The sequence below is a fragment of the Streptococcus sp. Marseille-P6264 genome (assembly GCF_902460355.1).
GTDB lineage: Bacteria > Bacillota > Bacilli > Lactobacillales > Streptococcaceae > Streptococcus.
In genome coordinates, this window is sequence record NZ_CABPTO010000001.1 from 62,734 (window position 1) to 82,518 (window position 19,785).

The window sequence follows — 19,785 nt, forward strand, 5'->3', positions numbered from 1 at the left end:
GATAGAAATAGGAGAGGAATTGTGCCAAGAATAATACAAGTTGTTTTACTTGTTTTCGAAATGATAGCTCTGTCTTTCTTATTTTCACGTATCAGTGGAATTAAGTTGACATGGATTAAGTACGTCTTAATACCTTTTATTTATATATTTTTTAATATTCTGCTTTTTGTCTTATTTAGTGAAACTTTTTTAACTTACTTAGATCTTCCAGTTTATTTTTTAATTTTTTCTTTATTATTAACTAGACAGAGTTCTATTCCTATAAAGTTATCTATCTTTTATGGTCTTTTCCCAGTTGTTCTTTGGAATCTTCTATATCGTATATTAACTTTTTTTGTTATTCCTATTTTCGGTTTGGAATATAACCAACTAATAAATGAAGAACAGCTTATTTTAAATATTACGGCTTTTGTAGCTAGTTTACTATCGTTATGGATCCCAAGTTTACTACATTATAAATTTAAGCGTTTAAGAGAATTTAGATTAAATGAGGCTGATAAACACCTAGTCATTTTCCTTGATATATCCATGATTTTTTATATTGTATTTGTACAATTTTTCTCTTATTTAGAAATAACTCATAATGTGGTTAATTTGCCACATAGAAAATTAATTGTGATAATTTATATTATTCTCTTTCTCAGTTCGGTAAATATCCTAGATCGTAATTTGCGAGAGCGAATTCAACAGCAGTTAAGTGAACAAAGAGAGTTGCAGTTGAGAAATATGTCCGATTACAGTCAGCACATTGAAGAACTTTATAATGAGTTGCGAAGTTTTCGGCATGATTACATCAATATTTTAAGGAGTCTGAAGTTGGGAATTGATACGCATGATTTACCAGCCATCGAGCAGATTTATAACCAAGTCCTTAAAGACTCAGGTCAAGCGCTCAACCAATCTAAATATGATTTGGGTCGTCTGTCCAATATCCACAATGATGCTCTCAAGAGCGTCTTGTCAGCAAAATTTCTAGAGGCTCAGAGCAAGGGAATAGAAATTGGCTTGGAAGTTCCTCAAGAAATCAAACCTCAAGGAATGGAGTTACTTGATTTTATCACGATTGTTTCCATATTGGCTGATAATGCTATGGAAGCGGCAGTGGAGACTAGTCATCCAGTGGTTTCTTTTGCCTTTTTAGAGCAGGAAGGTAGACAGATTTTTATTGTTGAGAATACAATAAAAGAGTTTTCTATCCATTCCGATAATATTTTTAAAAAGGGCTTTAGCACTAAAGGAGAAAATAGAGGGCTTGGTCTCTCCAATGTTCAAAATATTATCAGCCACTATCCCAATGTTTCTCTGCGTACCACTAGTCATGATCACTCTTTTAGACAAGAGTTGGAGATAAAATGAATTTATTAGTTTGCGAATGATTAGATTTGCCACTTGATTTAACTCAATGAGAGTAACAAGAACTGTTTATGAGTAAAAAAAGACAATTTAAGATTTTTTATGCCATACCTGTTTAAAAGTGCTATAATTAGTATAGGGTTTAAGAATACGAAGGCACTAAAAGAAATGCCTTGTTTAGAGACAAATATAACTTAAATTCAAGCTGTTGTCTGGTTTTTTGTTATTTAATTGTTAGGAGTGACCAGAAATGAAGAAATTATATAGCAATACATATCTAATGCGATTTTTAACTGCCCAGCTTCCTAGTCTGGCTTTATTCGTTATGATTTTAAGTAACCAGATTTTTAAAGCATCGCTTCTAGTTCAGATTTGTTTTTATTTGATACTTGTGAGCAATCTTGTGTTGAATCTTTATTTTATGAACCAAGTAAAAAAGGAAAGCAGTTCCGACATCTTATCAAACCAAATTTTCTTTACGATTTTGACTTTGGCTCTGTTTATATTTAGTTCTTACAGACTGATAACGATTAGTGATGACTTTCAAAAATTAATTGCTCTGATATCCACTATTTTATTATTTATCTTACTTATTCTACTTATTTGGGGAATAAAATATGCCAAGATGGTTAGTAGAAAACATAAAACAAATTAGATTTGCTAAAATTTAACGGTCTATCGCTATGTTTTCTCTGTCTTACTTTTTCGTGATGTTTTCTAAGAATATTTCTTATAGCATTTTTTCAAGAAGATGATACGGAATATCCTGCTGGTCAATTCTTTCTTATGCTCTTTGTAATTTTATAGTTTTGACTTTATTATTTCAGTAAAGCCAGCATTTGCTTCCAGCAAGTGCTGTTTTTTTCTTCAAATGACCATTTAGGATGAAATACTGACTGTTTATGATTTTCGGCTTGTTATTTGAAGAAAGCGCGCTATAATCTAAGTAGGTTAAGATTGGCTTTACAAATGGTTGAAATCTGTTAAGACAAAAAAACTTTTAATCAAAAATTTATGTTATAATAACAGTATAATAATCGTTTGTAATCTTAGGAAAAATAGTGACTTACGATCTCTAGTAGCATTTTTTGAAATGGAGGGCATCTATGAAGTTAGAAATGATAGGCATTAGCAAGAGCTATGGCTCTATGTCTGTGCTCAAAGATATTTCCTGTGAATTTACTGAGGGAGTCTATGGTTTGCTTGGGGCAAATGGTACAGGTAAAACGACCTTGATGAATATCATTTGTGATCTCATAAAGCCGAGCCAAGGAAGGATAAAGTTTGATGACGCCTCGCATGCCGAAGAGTATATCCAGTATCTCGGATTCTTGCCTCAAGATTTTTCTTATTATCATAACTTTACTGGGCTTGATTTCCTTTTATATATGGCTGCTCTTAAGGGAATGACGAAGAAACAAGCCAGAGTAGAGAGTGATAAGTTTTTGAAACTTACTAGTTTATATGATGTTCGGAAAAAGAAGATCGCTTCCTATTCGGGTGGTATGAAGCAAAGACTGGGCATTGCGCAGGCACTTCTCAATAATCCCAAAATATTGATTTTAGATGAGCCAACCGTGGGTCTAGATCCTAAGGAAAGGGTGAAATTCAGAAATATTATCAGTGAGCTATCGGCTGATAAAATCATCCTCTTATCTACCCATATCGTATCGGACGTAGAAGCGATAGCCAAGGAAATCTTAATCCTAAAAGATGGAAATTTTGTGGAAAGAGGTAGTGCTAAGGAACTTCTTTCGCTTATCGAGGGACAAGTTTGGGAGTTTCGTGTTTCCGAGCGTGAGTGGCAGCGTTTTGCAAAGGATTATGTAATTGTGAATGAGCGGATAGAACCAGACGGTATCGTCTTGCGGGTTATTAGCGGTGACAATCCTGTCGAAGGGGCGCAAGGGGTGATTCCGAGTCTGGAAGATTTGTATATTTATTACTTTAGAGAGGAGGTAAATGGATGATAGCATTAGTTCCTTTTGAATTGAAAAAATTACTAAAAAAGAAGTCAGTTTTAGGTGCGGTCCTGGCTATTATGCTGGTTTTAGCTGGATTGTTTTATGCAAATTTCTTTAATGATGGGCAGATTAGTGGATCTTCAGCTGATCGAATACATGGAAAACAAGCAGTTGTGATCAAACAAAAGATTGCTGAAGATCATACTGGTTATTTATCTGATGAGTTAATGGATAAAATCGTTAATGACTATGCAGCCAATATGCCCTATTTCAAACAGAATGATTTGTATGATATGTTTTCCTGGTATGCCATTGATCGTTTCGTCCCCAATTCTCAAGAAATTTTAACAGATACCTATAAATCTGATGATGTCTTACATTATGATCAGATCAGTCTCAAGTCACAAGAGGAGATGCAGTCCTATTTCCCTTTAAAAACGTTAAAGCTGGGAAATTTTGCTCCTTGGCATAAGTTGTTTAATACTTTAAATGCAGCTTTTAGTTTAATGGTGGTATTTGTGATCTATATTTGCTGCTCTGTTTTCTCTGGTGATCGAGCAAGAAAGATGGATTCAGTACTTTTGACAACTAAATATGGCCGCAATCAGTTAACGATTGCAAAAATCTTATCTGTTTTTGGAATTGCTAGTTTAACATTTGTCCTTGTTAATAGCCTTGTTTTGCTGGTGTTTGGGACCTACTTCGGTTGGAGCGGTTGGGATACCAGTGTCCAGATGAACTTGGAATGGATTTCGACTATTTATAATATTTTGCAATTTCCTGTCCATATGAATCTCTTAGAATTGTTGATTCGCCTTATTCTATTCCAGTTTGTTGGTTTACTCTTTATTCTTGGGGTGATGGTTCTCATATCTAGTTTGACAAAGTCGCCGCTAGCAACATTTGCAAGTTCTGTAGGGATGTTCTTGGCTCCAGACTTTTTGATGAATATTTTCAGAGATGGTTTGATAAATAAGATACTAACTATTTTTTCAATCTCAACTGATGGAACGGAAGGGCTCTTATTGAAACTTTCCAATAGCAAAGGATTTTTCTTCAATGATTTTACCGCAAATGGTGTCAGCGTGATCATTATCCGCCTCTCTCTCATGCTCCTCTGCTGTCTGATGACTTATCGGATCATTCGAAAAAGAGGACTTTAAACTAACTGTTGTCTATTTTAGAAAAGCAGTTCCGCTTTTCTGATGGAATATACAAGGAAAAAAGAGGTCACTAATATGGAAAAAAATTGTTTTATAAAATTTCTCTGCTTATATCTTTTGTGCTAACGGCAGGAGGTCTATTATTAACACTCTGTAATTATTTATTTTTTAATTATCCGTTTTTAAACCAAACTACGGTAGGCCTAATTGTCTCGTTTTTAATGGTTTTGCTTATATTTTTTAGTTCTCATCATAGAAATAAGGATTGATTTTTTGATTACTTGAGAATAAAAAGAAAAAAACTGTTAAAGACATTCTTTGAATTTATCCTTTAAAGGAGTTGATTTTATGACTAATACTAGGCGAGCAGTAGTTGCTACGAGCTTAGGTTTCATCTTATTGTTAGCAGTGGGAATTCTACTGCAGATTCGCTTTGGGAGCATGGTCTTTTTGCTAAGTCTATTCTGTTTTGGAGAAGCATTTATCATCTGGTACTCGAAAAGTAAGTCTAAGTCGCAGATCAGTGGCAGTAGGAGTATTGAACTCTTCTGGCTTTATATCAAGCAGTTGAAAATCTTTTATGTCACAATTTTGTGTCTTTCGATTCCTTTCGTTTCCCTGTCTTCTGACCCCACTTATGATTTATTTTTTGTGCTTGGCTTGTTAGTATTCTTGCTCTTAAGCAATTATATCTTTAGCTCTCATGGCATTCAGCCATCTAAGAAAGAGAGAAATGTAAAAGATTAATTGTTTTATCTGTAGCAGTTATTCAGCTTGCTGTTTTCTACAAAAGAAAAGAGGCTGGGACAAAAGTCCTAGCCTCTCAATTGTCTTTGTATTGTCGAGCAAGACGCAGTGGTTGAGTAGGGCTCTACTCAACTATGCGGAGGTGGGACGACGAAATCGAATTCTAACGAATTACCGATTTCTGTCCCACTCTTTTTTGTAAAATGTGCAGGCTTAGTGTGCTACACGTTTGCGAGCGGCTTTCTTACGGTTTTCTTCGATGAAAGCTGCTTTTTGCTCCTCAGGTTCGATGACTTTTTTCTTAAAGGCATAGACTGCACCAGCAAGAGCAGCGACAGTACCTGCTACACCTGTAAGAACGCCTTTTCCAAATCCTTTAGCCATGTGATTTCTCCTTTTCTGAACTTTTATTATTTATGTTATAATTAATAGTAACGAAAAATCAAAATTTTTTCAAGGAAAAAGATGAAAACCAAAATAATTGTGATAGTGGGGCCGACGGCAGTTGGGAAAACGGCTCTGAGTATCGAGGTAGCCAAGCGCTTCAATGGCCAAATTATCAGCGGTGACAGTCAGCAGGTCTATCGTGGCTTGGATATTGGCACGGCTAAGATTCGTCCTGAAGAGCAGGAAGGTATTCCCCACCATCTGCTGGATGTGCGGGAGGTTGGTGAGAGCTATTCGGCCTATGATTTTGTGACTGAGGCGGCTCAGGCTATTCGTGAGATTGCGGCTCAAGGTCAGCTTCCCATCATTTGCGGTGGCACAGGGCTCTATATCCAGAGCTTGCTCGAGGGCTACCATCTGGGCGGCTCCGTCTCTCACGAGGAGATTCTGGCCTATCGGGCGCAGCTGGATACTTGGTCAGATGAGGATTTGTTTGGAAAAATAGCAGAGCTAGGTATCGAGATTCCTCAGCTGAATCGACGCAGGGCTATGAGGGCGCTGGAGATTACTCATCTAGGAGGTTCGCTAGAAAATAGTCAGCCAGATTATGATGCCCTGCTGATTTGTCTAGATGATGAGCGACAAAAACTTTATGAGCGAATCAATCAGCGGGTTGATCTGATGCTGGAAGCAGGGCTTTTAGAAGAAGCCCGTTGGCTTTATGAACAGGCTCCGACCAGTCAAGCCAGCAAAGGAATCGGCTACAAGGAACTTTTCCCCTACTTTGAAGGTCAGATGAGCCTAGATGAGGCGGTGTATAAGCTCAAGCAGAACACCCGCCGTTTCGCCAAGCGGCAACTGACTTGGTTTCGCAATCGGATGTCTGTGACCTTTTATCAGGTGGGAAATCCAGACTACAAAGAGCAGGTTATGGAAGATATCAGGAAGTTTTTGGACAAGTAACTGGCTGACCAAGTCTTAGTAAGGATATGAAATGATAGAAACAGAGAAAAAAATAGAGCGTGTCTTTCTGGTCGGTGTGGAACTAGCAGACACGGAAAATTTTGACCTATCCATGGAGGAGCTGCAAAGTCTAGCCAAGACGGCAGGGGCAGAGGTCGTCGGCTCCTATAGCCAGAAGCGGGAAAAGTATGATAGCAAGACCTTTGTCGGTTCTGGCAAGTTAGAAGAAATCCGACAGATGGTTGATGCCGAAGAGATTTCGACAGTTATTGTCAATAACCGCTTGACACCTCGCCAGAATGTCAATCTTGAGGAAAGTCTGGGCGTTAAGGTCATTGACCGTATGCAGCTGATTTTGGATATTTTTGCCATGAGGGCTAGGAGTCATGAGGGCAAGCTGCAAGTGCATCTAGCCCAGCTCAAGTACCTGCTTCCTCGCTTGGTTGGGCAGGGGATTATGCTTAGCCGTCAGGCAGGTGGAATTGGCTCTCGCGGACCTGGTGAAAGCCAGCTGGAGCTGAATCGACGCAGTGTCCGTAATCAGATTCATGATATTGAGCGCCAGCTCAAGGCAGTGGAGAAAAATCGAGCAACCGTTCGTGAAAAACGGGTGGAATCCAGTATTTTCAAAATCGGGCTCATCGGCTATACCAATGCGGGCAAGTCTACGATCATGAACTGCTTGACCAGCAAGAGCCAGTATGAGGCAGACGAACTCTTTGCGACACTAGATGCCACGACCAAGAACATCAACCTCAGTGGTCAGCTCAATGTCACGCTGACAGACACAGTTGGCTTCATTCAGAATTTGCCGACGGAGCTGGTGTCAAGCTTTAAGTCTACTCTAGAGGAGAGTAAAAATGTCGATTTGCTGGTTCATGTTATTGACGCTAGCAACCCTCATCATGAGGAACATGAAAAGACCGTTCTGGACATCATGAAAGAGCTGGACATGCTGGATATTCCTCGATTGACCCTCTATAACAAAGCGGACAAGGCGGAGGATTTTACTCCGACCCTGACTCCTTATTCTTTGATTTCGGCTAAGGCGGACAATAGCAGAACTCTTTTGCAGCAAGTCCTGCTGGAGCGGATGAAAGAGTTATTTTTGCCTTTTACCATCAAGGTAGCTCCTGCTAAGGCCTACAAGATTCATGATTTAGAGAAGGTCGCGATTATGGGGAATCGAGAGTACATAGACGATATCGAAGTTATTTCAGGCTGGATTGCCGAGAAAAATAAATGGAAACTGGAAGAATTTTATGACTGATTATATTGACTTGGCCCTGAAATACGGCGGTTTTACAAACCTAGACAGGGTCTACTTAGAGCAAGTATTGGCTGGCCTGACAGAGGAGCAGAAGCGTAGCTTTATCACTCCGCCACCTAGCGTTATCAATGCTTACTTTGCTGAGCTTTATCAGAAGAAAAGCCCAGAAGCCGCGACAGCTTATTTTCTAGAAATTACGCAAGCGCTGGACTTGTGGAATCCGGAGCCTAGCTTTGTAGAAAGTAAACCTTTTGTCCGACTCAATCTTTCTGGCAAGTCCTATGGATTTTGCTATGAGAGTGAGGAAGTTGGCTTGGTCTTTCCTGAAAAGCCAGAGCCGGTAACAGCTGACTTGCTCTTTGAAATCGCCCAAGTCTTTCCACAGTACTTGGTCTATGAAGAAGCTGGGAGAATAAAAACGGTACCTCTCAAAGCTGAGTCTCAAGTCGTGGATAGTCAGGCGCTGACTGCTTTGACCGATTGGCAGCAGCTGGCGGATGGCAGCCAGAGAGTCCTGGGTTACAATCAAGATGAAGTCAGTCAGCTAGCCCAGTCCTATGCTGGCAGAAAATACTATCACTCGCAGAATCGCTCTGCCATGATTTATATCATTTAGAAAGAAAAACATGCAATTACAATTTTTAGGAACCGGAGCCGGTCAGCCGTCCAAGGCTCGCAATGTGTCCAGTCTTGTCCTCAAGCTTTTGGAGGAAATCAATGAAGTCTGGATGTTTGACTGTGGTGAAGGCACACAGAATCGAATTCTAGAAACTACCATTAAACCTCGTAAAATTTCAAAGATTTTCATCACGCACCTGCACGGCGATCACATTTTCGGCTTGCCGGGTTTCCTCTCTAGTAGAGCTTTTCAAGCTAATGAGGAGCAGACAGATTTGGAAATTTATGGGCCGGTTGGTATCAAGAATTTTGTGATGACAAGCCTGCGCATGTCTGGTTCCCGTCTGCCTTATCGGATTGATTTTCATGAGTTTGATGAAAATAGTCTGGGCAAGATTTTGGAAACGGACAAGTTCACTGTTTATGCGGATAAGCTAGACCACACGATTTTCTGCGTGGGCTATCGGGTCATGCAGAAAGATTTGGAAGGTACGCTAGATGCGGACAAGCTGCGCGAGGCGGGCGTTCCTTTTGGTCCCCTCTTTGGCCAAGTCAAGAATGGTCAGGATATCGTCCTCGAAGATGGCACGAAGATTATCGCAGCTGATTATATCTCAGCTCCTCGCCCGGGTAAGACCATTACCATCTTGGGTGACACTAGAAAGACTGATTCAAGTGTTCGCTTGGCTGTGGCGGCAGATGTGCTGGTTCATGAAGCGACCTATGGCAAGGGAGATGAAAAGATGGCTCGCAAGCATGGGCATTCGACTAATATGCAGGCTGCGGAAGTTGCTAAGGAAGCCGGTGTCAAACGCCTCCTGCTCAATCATGTCAGTGCCCGTTTCTTATCGAAAGACATTAGCCAAATGCGCCGTGATGCAAGTAGCGTCTTTGAAAATGTCCATGTAGTCAAGGATTTGGAAGAGGTTGAGTTATAATTTCCATTTTAGGACAGTTGTCTTGAGAGGAAAATAGGATGGCAGTTAAAAATCGTTTATTGGATAAAGCTGATTGGTATATTGAGGATGCCTTAGCCAATTATCTTTACAGCTACCAATTACAAAATGAAGGATTGACACAAGATGATTACCGAGAGATTCATCGTTGGGCTGCGAATCATATTGGTTTCTTCGTGACTTGGCTAATCCAGCATGATGCAAAGGAAATGATTACTCCTGATGAAGAAACATCACTCCAAAGTGTCAAAGACGAGCAAACTTTGGGTGTGGATTACGTTCTAGATTGGTGTGATGGCAAATTGGGAACAATGGATGTCAAAAAGGGCTTTCAGGCTTTTGTGAACGACTATTATGAGCATCAGTACATGAAGGATTATTCCGAATTTGTAGTCAATGACTTGTACGACCTACCTTTGGAATTTTTAGGTAGCTGGGAGGATTATCATCTTTTTGCTCCGGTCATTGATCAAGCTTATGCTGACTATTCAGCTGGAAAAAGATTTCATTAAATTAACAACACGAAAGGCAGAACAATGCGTACCATCATTATTACAGGAGCTAGCGGTGGGCTGGCTCAGGAAATGGTTAAGCTCTTGCCCCATGACCGACTGATTTTGGTTGGGCGGAGCAAGGCCAAGCTGGAAAAACTCTATGGAGAAAAAGACAATCTTGACCTAGTCGAGCTGGATATTACAGACAGCTCGGCTTTGGAAAGCTTTGCTGAGCGAATTGACAGCCAGTACGGTCATGTCGATGTCCTAGTCAATAACGCTGGCTATGGTATTTTTGAGGAATTTGATAAAATAAGTTCAAGCGATATCGAGGCCATGTTTGAGGTCAATACCTTTGCCCTGATGAATCTGTCCCGTATCTTTGGGGCTCGCATGAAGCAGGCAGGTCAAGGTCATATTGTCAATATCGTTAGTATGGCCGGTCTCATTGCCAGCAGCAAGTCTAGTCTGTATTCGGCGACCAAGTTTGCGGCTATTGGCTTTTCCAATGCCCTGCGTTTGGAGCTTCTGCCTTTTGGGGTCTATGTCACGACGGTAAATCCCGGTCCTATCAAAACAGCCTTTTTCGATCAGGCAGATCCTGACGGTTCCTATGTAAAAGCAGTCGACAAATATATGCTTGAGCCAGACTTTGTAGCAGGCAAAATTGTCAAATCCTTTGGCAAAAAGAAGCGGGAAATCAACCTGCCTGGCATTCTCAATCTAGCCCACAAGCTGTATACACTGTTTCCAAGAATGGCCGACAAGATGGCGGCCAGTATGTTTAACTATAAATGAGGTTTTATGACAGCTAATCTACAAGCCTACAAGGCACATCTGCAGGCGCCTTGGGGCAAGCTTCAGTATGATATTATTTTTGCCTTTCTAGAGTCGCTGAAGGGTCAGAAAATCCTTGATTTCGGTAGCGGTTTTGGACTTGTGGCTGATTTTTTAGCAGAAAACAACCAAGTGACCGCCATCGAGCCGAACCCAGAAATGATTTCTGAGCGCAAGCAGGACTTTTATTATGAGCAATTGCAAGGTAGCTTGGATCTTCTGCAAACCTTACCAGACCAGTCTTTTGATGTCATCGTTTGTCATAATGTCTTAGAGTATGTGTCAGAACCGACCCTCTATTTGACAGAATTTTCCCGCCTCTTAAAAAAGGACGGCAAAATTTCTCTGGTCAAGCATCACGAGGTTGGACGCATTATGCATACGGTGGTTTTTGAAAATGACACAGAGAAGGCCCAGCAGCTTTTAGCGGGTCAGGAATATCAAACCCATAGCATGGGAGCTGCTAAGGTTTATCAGGTTCAGGAAGTTATCTCAGGTTTGCCATTAGAAGTTGAGGATTATCAGGGAGTACGGATTTTTTACGGGCTGCAATCCAATGACTACAAAACGGCCCCTGACTGGTCTGAAAAGATGCTTGAAATGGAGCTGGCTGTCTGCAACCAATCTCCTTATCGAGACATCGCTGCCTTTCAGCATCTTTGTCTGAGGAAGTACTAAATCCATTTATTAAGCACAATCTTCCTAGGGAGAACTATTTATGGCAGAAAGAAATGTCAGAGAGCCTGAGCAGCCGGTCAACTACGCCATGCTCAGTTTATTTCAGTATCTGGCTTCAATTTTGGTAATCTTGGTGCATTGCCAGCGGCTTTTTGAGAATGAAATTCTCCATTTTACTCAGAAAAGTATGTTTGGTCGTATGGCAGTGCCTTTTTTCCTGATTTCATCAGCTTTTATGCTAAAATCCAGCTTGGCTAAGAAGCAGGAAATGAAGCTGTATATGAAGCGTGTTTTGAAGCAGTATCTTTTGTGGAGCGGGATTTATGTCCCTTATGCCTTGGCCTATTTTTGGACCTTGCCACTTCCTAAACATTATGCTCCATTAGCCTTATTGGCTGGACTTTTGTATATCGGTTTATGCTATCAGCTTTGGTATATTCCTGCCTTTCTTTTGGGATTTTTACTTGTTCACTATTTTTATAGAAAATGGGGTGCTAGAAAGACGGGGATTTTTTTACTCTTGCTTTATGTAATGGGGTCGATCGAGACATACTACGCTTATTTTTCAAATAGCTGGCTTACCCAGTCATTTGATGCCTATGCTAAAGTTTTCTTCACCACCCGAAATGGCCTTTTCTATACTCCCATTTTTGTTTACTTGGGCTATCTCCTTTATGATTATCGGCATTTCAGCCTTTTCAGGGACAGTGTTGGGAAAAAGCTATTCTTGTCTGGCCTTCTTTTGTTGCTAGATGGGTGGATTGTCTTTATTCACCAAGGGATTGACAAGAATTTCTTTTTAGCTTTGCCTCTCTTTGCTCTATTTCTGGTGAATTGGGTTTTACGTACAAGAATTGGTCAAAAATGGCGTCTTTATCACCTTAAAGAATTGAGCGTTTTATATTTCTTTTTGCATCCGATTTTTATAGAATCCTCTTTCTATCTGCTCCAGAAGACCGATTTTGCCAAATGGCAGCAGGGAAGGATTGTCTTTTTGCTAACCTTGTTCTTAACTCATCTAAGTGCTGAAGTCATTTTATTGGCTCGGAAGCGCTTGTTCTTGAAGCAAAGACTTACAAAGGGAATAGGATGACGAATGAGAGCTAGTGAGTCGGATATGGCGATTGGAGAAGTCCTAGCTGGTAAGAGAAAATCCAGCAAAATTGTCCTTGCTCAAATTTTAACCGATTGAGGAAGTAAAACATAAAGTGATGGAACAGAAGAAATATTCCGTGCCTTTTTCTTCTGTTCTGTCGCTTTTTCATGTTATAATATTCAGACAAGATTGAACGGAGAAAGTGTTTCACTTATCATGATTAGCTCAAAATACGACTGGCAGTTTGCCACTAATTTTACAGATGAAAAATTTTTAAAAAAGGCTAAGAAAGCTGGATTAGAACCTGCCGCTGCCAGTCTTCTTTACCAAAGAGGTGTGCAGACTGAAGAGGCTTTACAGGAATTTTTGGAGCCTAGTTTAGACCAGCTTCACGACCCTTATGACCTGCATGATATGGAGAGGGCAGTGGAGCGAATTCGCTCAGCGATTGAGAATTACGAGCAGATTTTGATCTATGGTGATTATGATGCTGATGGGATGACCTCAGCTTCTATTGTCAAAGAAGCTCTGGAGCAGCTGGGGGCTGAGTGTCAGGTCTATCTGCCCAATCGCTTTACGGACGGCTATGGTCCTAATAGCAGTGTTTACAAGTATTTTATTGAAAATCAAGATATCTCGCTCATTATTACAGTGGATAATGGAGTGGCGGGATTTGAAGCGATCGAGCTGGCCCAGTCTTTTGGCGTAGATGTCATCGTGACGGATCACCACTCCATGCCTGAGGAGTTGCCAAACGCCTATGCGATCGTCCATCCGGAACATAGCGGAGCGGATTACCCTTTCAAGCATCTAGCTGGTTGTGGGGTGGCTTTTAAGCTGGCAACAGCCTTGCTGGAAGAAGTCCAAGTCGAACTTTTGGACTTAGTAGCCATTGGCACCATTGCCGATATGGTCAGTCTGACGGGGGAGAATCGGATCTTGGTCAAATACGGCCTTTCCGTCCTCAAAAATACCCAGAGAATAGGTCTACAGGAACTCTTCAAAATAGCTGGTATTCAGCCAGATGAACTGGATGAAGAAACGGTTGGCTTTCAGCTTGCTCCCCGACTCAACGCCTTAGGACGGTTGGATGATCCCAATCCGGCGGTTGAGCTTTTGACCGGCTTTGACGATGAAGAAGCTCGTGACATTGCTCTCATGATCAACCAGAAAAATGACGAGCGCAAGGAAATTGTCCAGCAGATTTATGAAGAAGCACAAACCATGCTGGACCCTAAGAGACCAGTGCAAGTGCTGGCTAAGGAAGGATGGAATCCTGGAGTGCTAGGGATTGTCGCTGGGCGCTTGCTGGAAGAGCTGCACCAGCCAGTCATAGTGCTTAATATCGAGGATGGCATTGCTAAGGGCAGCGCCCGCAGTATTGAAGCGGTCAATATTTTTGAGGCTTTGGACAGCCACCGTGATCTCTTTGTAGCCTTTGGCGGGCACGCTGGAGCGGCTGGAATGACTCTTGAAGCAGACAAGCTGGCGGAGCTTGCTGATATCTTGACAGAGTATATCTTAGACAATGATTTGGATTTGACTGGCAAAACAGCCCTGTATTTAGATGAGGAGCTACACCTGCCAGAACTAACCCTGGATACGCTCAAAAGCTTTGAGAGACTGGCGCCTTTTGGTATGGACAATAAGAAGCCGCTTTTTTACCTCAAGGATTTTAAAGTGGACAATGCTCGGACTATGGGGACTGGCAATAGCCATCTCAAGCTGAAAATTTCTCAGGAAGATGCATCTTTTGAAGTAGTTGCCTTTGGGCAAGGAAGCCTGGCGACAGAATTTGCCCAGACCAAGAATCTAGAGCTAGCTGTCAGCCTCTCTGTCAATAAATGGAACGGCCAGACCAGTCTCCAGCTCATGCTGGTAGATGCTCGTGTGGACGGCGTACAGCTTTTCAATATCCGCAGCAAAAATGCGACGCTGCCTGACAAGGTTCCAGTTTTGCGTTTCACAGAGGAATTGCCGGATTTGACAAATAGCAGAGCAGTTGTGGTTTATGACCTGCCCGATGACTTGCAGGACTTGAAGAAGATTCTTCAGTCTCAGGATTTTGAAGCGATTTACTTTAAGAATGAGATTGCCAAGCCTTACTATCTGACTGGTTATGGTACTCGTGAGCAATTTGCTAAACTCTACAAGACAATCTATCAGTTCCCCGAGTTTGACGTCCGATATAAACTCAAAGAGTTGGCGGCTTATCTGAAAATCGACCCGATTCTCTTGGTCAAAATGATTCAGATTTTTGAAGAGCTGGGCTTTGTCAGCATCACCGAAGGCGTCATGACGGTCAATAAGGAAGCTGAAAAGAAAGAAATTGATAGCAGTCTTATTTACCAAGACCTCAAGCGCCTAGTCAAAGAACAAGAACTCATGGCTCTGGGCACTGTGCAGGAGATTTATGACTATCTCATGGATTGCTAGGGAAAAGGCCTCCTTGTTTTACAAATCTTTCATATCTAAAAATATTTGAAAGTCTGCTAGAGCCTTTTTGGATAAAACATGGTATAATAGAGAGTAAAAAATTTTTTGAAAGAAAGAACATTATGAATTTAAAAGATTATATTGCAACTATTGAAAACTACCCAACGGAAGGTATTCTCTTCCGCGATATTAGCCCTTTAATGGCTGATGGAAATGCCTATAGCTACGCTGTACGTGAAATTGTCCAGTATGCGACTGACAAGCAAATCGACATGATTGTTGGTCCAGAAGCGCGTGGCTTTATCGTAGGCTGTCCAGTTGCCTTTGAATTAGGAGTTGGCTTTGCTCCTGTCCGTAAGCCTGGCAAACTTCCACGTGAAGTTATCTCAGCTGACTATGAAAAAGAGTACGGTGTAGATACTCTGACTATGCATGCGGATGCAATCAAACCTGGTCAACGCGTTCTGATTGTCGATGACCTTCTTGCAACTGGTGGAACTGTTAAGGCGACCATTGAGATGATTGAGCGTCTTGGTGGCGTAGTGGCTGGTTGTGCCTTCCTCATCGAGTTGGATGAGCTTAAAGGCCGCGAAGCAATCGGCGATTATGACTATAAAGTATTGATGCACTACTAAAGATATAGCTTATTACTATATCTAGTTAGAGAAAAAGTATAATTGAAAACTATATCTCCTTTGAGTATAATAGGTATATTAAACAAAAGGAGATATTTTCATGCCTATCAAGATTGATAAGAAGCTTCCAGCAGTTGAAATTTTAAGCTCTGAGAATATCTTTGTCATGGATGATGACCGGGCAGATCATCAGGATATCCGCCCCTTGAATATCTTGATACTCAATCTTATGCCCCAGAAAATGGTGACGGAAACTCAGATTTTGCGTCATTTGGCCAATACGCCCTTGCAGCTGACTATTGAGTTTCTTTATATGACTTCTCATACGTCAAAGACTACCCAAGTGGAACATATGCAGACCTTTTACAAGACTTTTGATGAGGTCAAACATCGTTTCTTTGATGGCTTGATTATCACAGGAGCGCCAGTAGAACATCTGCCTTTTGAGGCGGTGGACTATTGGGAGGAATTCCAGCAGGTGATTGAATGGTCCAAGACTCATGTCTTTTCGACTTTACATATCTGTTGGGGAGCACAGGCTGGCCTTTATGCCCGCTATGGCGTAGATAAGCACCAGATGGAAGAGAAGCTTTCGGGTGTTTACGAGCAGTCAGCTCCAAGCAATAATCTGCTTTTCAGAGGTTTTGATGATGAATTTATCACGCCTCATTCAAGGCATACAGAGGTGCTGAAGGAAGACATTTTGAATCTGACCAATCTAGAAATTCTCTCTGAGGGAGAAAAGACTGGCTTGTCTGTTTTGGCAAGTCGTGACTTGCGGGAGGTGTATAGCTTTGGTCACATGGAATATGACCGTGATACCCTTGCCAAGGAGTATTTCCGTGATTTGGAAGCGGGCAAGGATCCTCATATTCCTGAAAATTATTTCAAGAATGATGATGTGAATGAGACACCTTGTCTGCGCTGGAGTTTGGCGGCAGCTCTCTTTTTCAGTAACTGGGTCAATTATGCAGTTTATCAAGAAACGCCATTTGATTGGCAAAGTCCAGAGAATGATGCATCCTTCTTTGCTTATTTATAAAGAGGTACTATGACTTATTTAGCAGCTTACAAAAATGGCAACTTGGTTCTTCCAAGTGCCCTCTTTTTGCATTTTAAAGAAATTTTTGATTCCAGCGATGATTTTTTGGTCTGGCAGTTTTTCTATCTGCAAAATACCACCTCAATGGAGGAGTTTGCGCCCAGTCAGATTGCAGAGCATATTGGTAAGACCTTATCCGAGGTTAATCGTTCCATGTCTCATCTGACGGAAAAGGGCTTGCTCCAGTATAGAACCATCGAACTGAATGGGGAAATCGAGGCGATTTTTGATGCTTCACCAGCCTTAGAAAAGCTAGACGAGATTCTAGGCACTTCCAGTCCTACTGGGTCAAGGACAACGTCTGATGGTAACCTTCTCAAGGAACTGGTTGAGACATTCCAGAAAGAGTTGGGGCGTCTTTTGACTCCATTTGAAATCGAGGATTTGACCAAGACTATTAAGGACGATCAAATCAATCCAGATTTGGTCAAGGCTGCCTTACGCGAAGCGGTTTTCAATGGCAAAGCCAATTGGAAATATATTCAGGCTATCTTGCGTAATTGGCGGCGAGAAGGCATTACAAGTCCAGCTCAGGTAGAAGCCAAACGGGCGGAACGTGAAGCAAGCAATCCACAGAATGTAACGGTTTCGGATGATTTCCTCAATGCCATGAATTTGTGGAAGGACTGAATTTACTAGATTTACAGTGGCCTGTTAGATATGACAGGCCCTTGGTTTTATAAAAAAGGAGAAAAGTATGACCTATCAATTGCCAAAAGTCTGGTCTGCTACGGACAGCGACCAAGGAAAATTTTCAGGTATCAATCAGCCTACTGCAGGCGCGCGTTTTGAGCAGAAGCTTCCTGTCGGTAAAAAAACTTTCCAGCTTTATTCACTTGGGACTCCAAATGGGGTCAAGGTGACAATTATGCTGGAGGAACTACTGGCAGAGGGTATCACTGAGGCGGCCTATGATCTTTTTAAGATTAGCATCATGGACGGCGACCAATTTGGCTCAGATTTTGTGAAAATAAATCCCAACTCCAAGATTCCGGCCTTGTTGGACCAGTCAGCTGATAAGCCGATTCCTGTATTTGAATCTGCAAATATCTTGCTCTATCTGGCGGAGAAGTTTGGAAAGCTTATTCCGTCAGATTTGGCTGGTCGGACTGAGGTGCTCAACTGGCTCTTCTGGCAGACGGGAGCGGCGCCCTTCTTGGGAGGCGGATTTGGTCATTTCTTTAACTATGCTCCAGAAAAGCTAGAATATCCTATCAACCGCTTTACGATGGAAGCCAAGAGACAGCTGGATTTACTGGACAAAGAATTAACCAAGAAATCTTATATGGCTGGAGATGAATACAGTATTGCTGATATTGCTATCTGGTCTTGGTATGGTCAGCTGGTTCAGGATAAGCTCTATCCAGGCGCAGCTGAGTTCTTGGATACCACCTCCTACAAATACTTATCTGCTTGGGCGGACAAGATTGCAGATCGTCCGGCAGTCCAGCGTGGTTTAGCTGCTGAGTATCAAGAAATCAAATAAAAAATGATAAGTGGCGAGACAAAATCAGTTTATCGAAAAGCTGATTTTTCCTCCGCTGCTTTTTTTATACCCTTAAAAATGATATACTGAGTAGAAGAATATTTAGAAAAGAGTGAGCAATGCAAAAAAAGACTATTTCCCAACGCTTGGAGCGAGTAGCTGCTTTTGTGCCGGATGGAGCAAGGCTGCTGGATGTTGGAAGCGATCACGCCTATCTGCCTATTTACCTGATTCAGCAGGGACGGATTGAGAAGGCTCTGGCCGGAGAAGTGGTAGAGGGGCCTTTTCAGTCTGCTCAGAAAAATGTAGCAGAACATGGACTGACGGAGCAGGTTGAGGTTCGCTTGGCCAATGGTCTAGCGGCTTTGGAAGCGGAAGATCAGATTGACACCATCGTTATCGCTGGTATGGGTGGGCGCTTGATTTCAGAGATTTTGGAAAATGGCAGAGCTAAGCTTGGAGCTATTTCCAGCTTGATTTTGCAGCCCAATAACCGAGAGGATGAACTCCGCAGCTGGCTGGTATCTAACGGCTTTCGCTTGCTGGCTGAGGATATCTTAGAAGAAGCTGGAAAGTTTTATGAAATCCTAGTGGCAGAAGCAGGTCAGCAAACTTTGACAGAGCAAGAAAAGCGTTTCGGGCCTTTTCTGCTAGAGCAGAAATCGCCAGTTTTTCGGGAAAAATGGCAGAAAGAACTGAAGAAATTCGAAGGAGCTTTAGCCCATATCCCAGAAAAAAATGAGCTAGAACGCTCTGCTATGTCCCAAAAAATCAACAGTATCAAGGAGGTACTCCATGTTAGCAAGTGAGATCATCGTCCGTTATGAAGCCTATTGCGCGCAAGAACTGTCCATGGAGGGTGACATTTCAGGCCTGCAAATCGGAACTTTGGATAAGGAAGTGAACAAGGTTCTAGTGGCATTGGATATTCGTGAACAAACGGTGGCGGAGGCTATCAAAGCAGGTGCTGGACTGATTATTGTTAAGCATGCGCCTATTTTTCGCCCGCTCAAGAACCTAGTGGCAGATAAGGCGCGAAATCAAATCATTCTAGACCTCATCAAGCATGATATTGCTGTTTATGTCAGCCATACCAATATTGATGTTGTGGAGGATGGACTAAATGATTGGTTCTGCCAATTATTGGATATTGAGGAGACAAGTTTTCTCAGTCAGACAAGCCCAGAACATGGTATTGGTCGTGTGGGGAAGATTGTGCCTCAGACTTTTGGGGACTTTGCGGCTAAGGTCAAGGCAAGTTTTGGACTAGATAGTGTGCGTCTGGTCACTTATGAAGAAGCGGATCTCGAACGCGTGATTGAGCGTGTGGCTATTTGTGGTGGTAGCGGTCAGTCCTTTTATCCAGAGGCCATTGCTAAGGGAGCGCAAGTCTACATTACAGGTGATATTTACTATCACACAGCTCAGGAAATGCTGACAGAAGGGCTTTTGGCGCTGGATCCTGGACACCATATCGAGGTTCTTTTTACGGAAAAAATAAAAGAAAAGCTTGATACTTGGAAGGCAGAAGAGGGATGGGAGATTGAGATCCTGGCTAGTCAGGCTTGGACCAATCCTTTCCGGCATATTTGAGAGGGAG

At 41.9% G+C, this 19,785-nt stretch carries 20 protein-coding genes; 19 read left to right on the forward strand and 1 reads right to left on the reverse strand.

All coding sequences use genetic code 11. The features are described from left to right. Positions 1-21: 21 nt before the first annotated feature. From FZ941_RS00330 to FZ941_RS00355, 4 genes are all read left to right on the forward strand, one after another. Positions 22-1,356, forward strand: a complete 1,335-nt coding sequence (locus FZ941_RS00330) for a sensor histidine kinase (RefSeq protein ID WP_148886399.1) — start codon at positions 22-24, stop codon at positions 1,354-1,356. Positions 1,357-2,459: 1,103 nt separating this feature from the next. Continuing rightward, on the forward strand, positions 2,460-3,323 hold the full coding sequence (locus FZ941_RS00340) for an ABC transporter ATP-binding protein (RefSeq protein ID WP_148886401.1): 864 nt from the start codon (positions 2,460-2,462) through the stop codon (positions 3,321-3,323). Then, a complete protein-coding gene (locus tag FZ941_RS00345) occupies positions 3,320-4,480 on the forward strand; it encodes an ABC transporter permease subunit (RefSeq protein WP_148886402.1) in 1,161 nt (386 codons plus the stop codon). Before FZ941_RS00340 ends, FZ941_RS00345 begins: the two co-directional genes overlap by 4 nt. A gap of 348 nt (positions 4,481-4,828) precedes the next feature. Then, entirely contained in the window at positions 4,829-5,227 is a 399-nt protein-coding gene (locus tag FZ941_RS00355; protein WP_148886404.1) for a hypothetical protein, read from the forward strand. A 213-nt stretch (positions 5,228-5,440) separates the two neighbouring features. Here the strand turns inward: FZ941_RS00355 and FZ941_RS00370 are convergent, their stop codons facing one another. Beyond that, positions 5,441-5,611: a DUF3042 family protein gene (locus tag FZ941_RS00370; protein ID WP_005590510.1), complete on the reverse strand. Its 171-nt coding sequence runs from the start codon at positions 5,609-5,611 to the stop codon at positions 5,441-5,443. A gap of 81 nt (positions 5,612-5,692) precedes the next feature. Here FZ941_RS00370 and miaA point away from each other — a divergent pair, with 81 nt between their 5' ends. The 15 genes from miaA to FZ941_RS00445 all read left to right on the forward strand — a co-directional run bounded on the left by miaA (position 5,693) and on the right by FZ941_RS00445 (position 19,778). Continuing rightward, on the forward strand, positions 5,693-6,577 hold the full coding sequence (gene miaA / locus FZ941_RS00375; RefSeq protein WP_148886405.1) for a tRNA (adenosine(37)-N6)-dimethylallyltransferase MiaA: 885 nt from the start codon (positions 5,693-5,695) through the stop codon (positions 6,575-6,577). A gap of 31 nt (positions 6,578-6,608) precedes the next feature. Further along, positions 6,609-7,847 (forward strand): GTPase HflX, encoded by a 1,239-nt coding sequence (hflX, locus tag FZ941_RS00380; RefSeq protein WP_148886406.1) that lies wholly within the window; start codon positions 6,609-6,611, stop codon positions 7,845-7,847. Continuing rightward, complete coding sequence (locus FZ941_RS00385; RefSeq protein ID WP_187418360.1) at positions 7,840-8,463, forward strand: cystathionine beta-lyase; 624 nt, start codon at positions 7,840-7,842, stop codon at positions 8,461-8,463. The genes hflX and FZ941_RS00385 overlap by 8 nt, the downstream gene beginning before the upstream one ends. Positions 8,464-8,473: 10 nt before the next feature. After that, positions 8,474-9,403: a ribonuclease Z gene (gene rnz, locus FZ941_RS00390; protein ID WP_148886408.1), complete on the forward strand. Its 930-nt coding sequence runs from the start codon at positions 8,474-8,476 to the stop codon at positions 9,401-9,403. Between the two features lie 38 nt (positions 9,404-9,441). Further along, positions 9,442-9,933 carry a hypothetical protein gene (locus FZ941_RS00395; RefSeq protein WP_148886409.1) on the forward strand — a complete coding sequence of 164 codons (492 nt, stop codon included), beginning with the start codon at positions 9,442-9,444 and terminating at the stop codon, positions 9,931-9,933. A 24-nt stretch (positions 9,934-9,957) separates the two neighbouring features. Further along, on the forward strand, positions 9,958-10,713 hold the full coding sequence (locus tag FZ941_RS00400; RefSeq protein WP_148886410.1) for an SDR family oxidoreductase: 756 nt from the start codon (positions 9,958-9,960) through the stop codon (positions 10,711-10,713). 6 nt (positions 10,714-10,719) lie between these two features. Further along, a complete protein-coding gene (locus FZ941_RS00405; RefSeq protein ID WP_148886411.1) occupies positions 10,720-11,430 on the forward strand; it encodes a class I SAM-dependent methyltransferase in 711 nt (236 codons plus the stop codon). A 40-nt stretch (positions 11,431-11,470) separates the two neighbouring features. Continuing rightward, entirely contained in the window at positions 11,471-12,523 is a 1,053-nt protein-coding gene (locus tag FZ941_RS00410) for an acyltransferase (protein WP_148886412.1), read from the forward strand. A gap of 219 nt (positions 12,524-12,742) precedes the next feature. After that, a complete protein-coding gene (recJ, locus tag FZ941_RS00415) occupies positions 12,743-14,962 on the forward strand; it encodes a single-stranded-DNA-specific exonuclease RecJ (protein WP_148886413.1) in 2,220 nt (739 codons plus the stop codon). Between the two features lie 122 nt (positions 14,963-15,084). Next, positions 15,085-15,597 carry an adenine phosphoribosyltransferase gene (locus FZ941_RS00420; protein WP_061422727.1) on the forward strand — a complete coding sequence of 171 codons (513 nt, stop codon included), beginning with the start codon at positions 15,085-15,087 and terminating at the stop codon, positions 15,595-15,597. Positions 15,598-15,697: 100 nt separating this feature from the next. Then, entirely contained in the window at positions 15,698-16,639 is a 942-nt protein-coding gene (gene metA / locus FZ941_RS00425; protein ID WP_148886414.1) for a homoserine O-succinyltransferase, read from the forward strand. Positions 16,640-16,648: 9 nt separating this feature from the next. Next, entirely contained in the window at positions 16,649-17,329 is a 681-nt protein-coding gene (locus FZ941_RS00430; RefSeq protein ID WP_148886415.1) for a DnaD domain-containing protein, read from the forward strand. Positions 17,330-17,396: 67 nt separating this feature from the next. Next, positions 17,397-18,185, forward strand: a complete 789-nt coding sequence (gene yghU / locus FZ941_RS00435) for a glutathione-dependent disulfide-bond oxidoreductase (RefSeq protein ID WP_148886416.1) — start codon at positions 17,397-17,399, stop codon at positions 18,183-18,185. A gap of 119 nt (positions 18,186-18,304) precedes the next feature. Continuing rightward, positions 18,305-18,994, forward strand: coding sequence for a tRNA (adenine(22)-N(1))-methyltransferase TrmK (locus FZ941_RS00440; protein WP_148886417.1), 690 nt, complete (start codon positions 18,305-18,307; stop codon positions 18,992-18,994). Then, the gene (locus FZ941_RS00445; protein WP_148886418.1) at positions 18,981-19,778 is read left to right on the forward strand and encodes a Nif3-like dinuclear metal center hexameric protein; all 798 of its coding nucleotides are present in this window, start codon (positions 18,981-18,983) and stop codon (positions 19,776-19,778) included. The genes FZ941_RS00440 and FZ941_RS00445 overlap by 14 nt, the downstream gene beginning before the upstream one ends. Positions 19,779-19,785 lie beyond the last annotated feature (7 nt).

Excerpts from the sequence above, each read along its gene's own strand:
- FZ941_RS00405 (WP_148886411.1), top strand. The coding sequence starts at position 10,720 with ATGACAGCTAATCTACAAGCCTACAAGGCACATCTGCAGGCGCCTTGG.
- FZ941_RS00400 (WP_148886410.1), top strand. The coding sequence starts at position 9,958 with ATGCGTACCATCATTATTACAGGAGCTAGCGGTGGGCTGGCTCAGGAA.
- metA (WP_148886414.1), top strand. The coding sequence starts at position 15,698 with ATGCCTATCAAGATTGATAAGAAGCTTCCAGCAGTTGAAATTTTAAGC.
- FZ941_RS00355 (WP_148886404.1), top strand. The coding sequence starts at position 4,829 with ATGACTAATACTAGGCGAGCAGTAGTTGCTACGAGCTTAGGTTTCATC.
- FZ941_RS00430 (WP_148886415.1), top strand. The coding sequence starts at position 16,649 with ATGACTTATTTAGCAGCTTACAAAAATGGCAACTTGGTTCTTCCAAGT.
- yghU (WP_148886416.1), top strand. The coding sequence starts at position 17,397 with ATGACCTATCAATTGCCAAAAGTCTGGTCTGCTACGGACAGCGACCAA.
- hflX (WP_148886406.1), top strand. The coding sequence starts at position 6,609 with ATGATAGAAACAGAGAAAAAAATAGAGCGTGTCTTTCTGGTCGGTGTG.
- recJ (WP_148886413.1), top strand. The coding sequence starts at position 12,743 with ATGATTAGCTCAAAATACGACTGGCAGTTTGCCACTAATTTTACAGAT.
- FZ941_RS00370 (WP_005590510.1), bottom strand. The coding sequence starts at position 5,611 with ATGGCTAAAGGATTTGGAAAAGGCGTTCTTACAGGTGTAGCAGGTACT.
- miaA (WP_148886405.1), top strand. The coding sequence starts at position 5,693 with ATGAAAACCAAAATAATTGTGATAGTGGGGCCGACGGCAGTTGGGAAA.
- FZ941_RS00395 (WP_148886409.1), top strand. The coding sequence starts at position 9,442 with ATGGCAGTTAAAAATCGTTTATTGGATAAAGCTGATTGGTATATTGAG.
- rnz (WP_148886408.1), top strand. The coding sequence starts at position 8,474 with ATGCAATTACAATTTTTAGGAACCGGAGCCGGTCAGCCGTCCAAGGCT.
- FZ941_RS00440 (WP_148886417.1), top strand. The coding sequence starts at position 18,305 with ATGCAAAAAAAGACTATTTCCCAACGCTTGGAGCGAGTAGCTGCTTTT.
- FZ941_RS00345 (WP_148886402.1), top strand. The coding sequence starts at position 3,320 with ATGATAGCATTAGTTCCTTTTGAATTGAAAAAATTACTAAAAAAGAAG.
- FZ941_RS00385 (WP_187418360.1), top strand. The coding sequence starts at position 7,840 with ATGACTGATTATATTGACTTGGCCCTGAAATACGGCGGTTTTACAAAC.
- FZ941_RS00420 (WP_061422727.1), top strand. The coding sequence starts at position 15,085 with ATGAATTTAAAAGATTATATTGCAACTATTGAAAACTACCCAACGGAA.
- FZ941_RS00410 (WP_148886412.1), top strand. The coding sequence starts at position 11,471 with ATGGCAGAAAGAAATGTCAGAGAGCCTGAGCAGCCGGTCAACTACGCC.
- FZ941_RS00445 (WP_148886418.1), top strand. The coding sequence starts at position 18,981 with ATGTTAGCAAGTGAGATCATCGTCCGTTATGAAGCCTATTGCGCGCAA.
- FZ941_RS00340 (WP_148886401.1), top strand. The coding sequence starts at position 2,460 with ATGAAGTTAGAAATGATAGGCATTAGCAAGAGCTATGGCTCTATGTCT.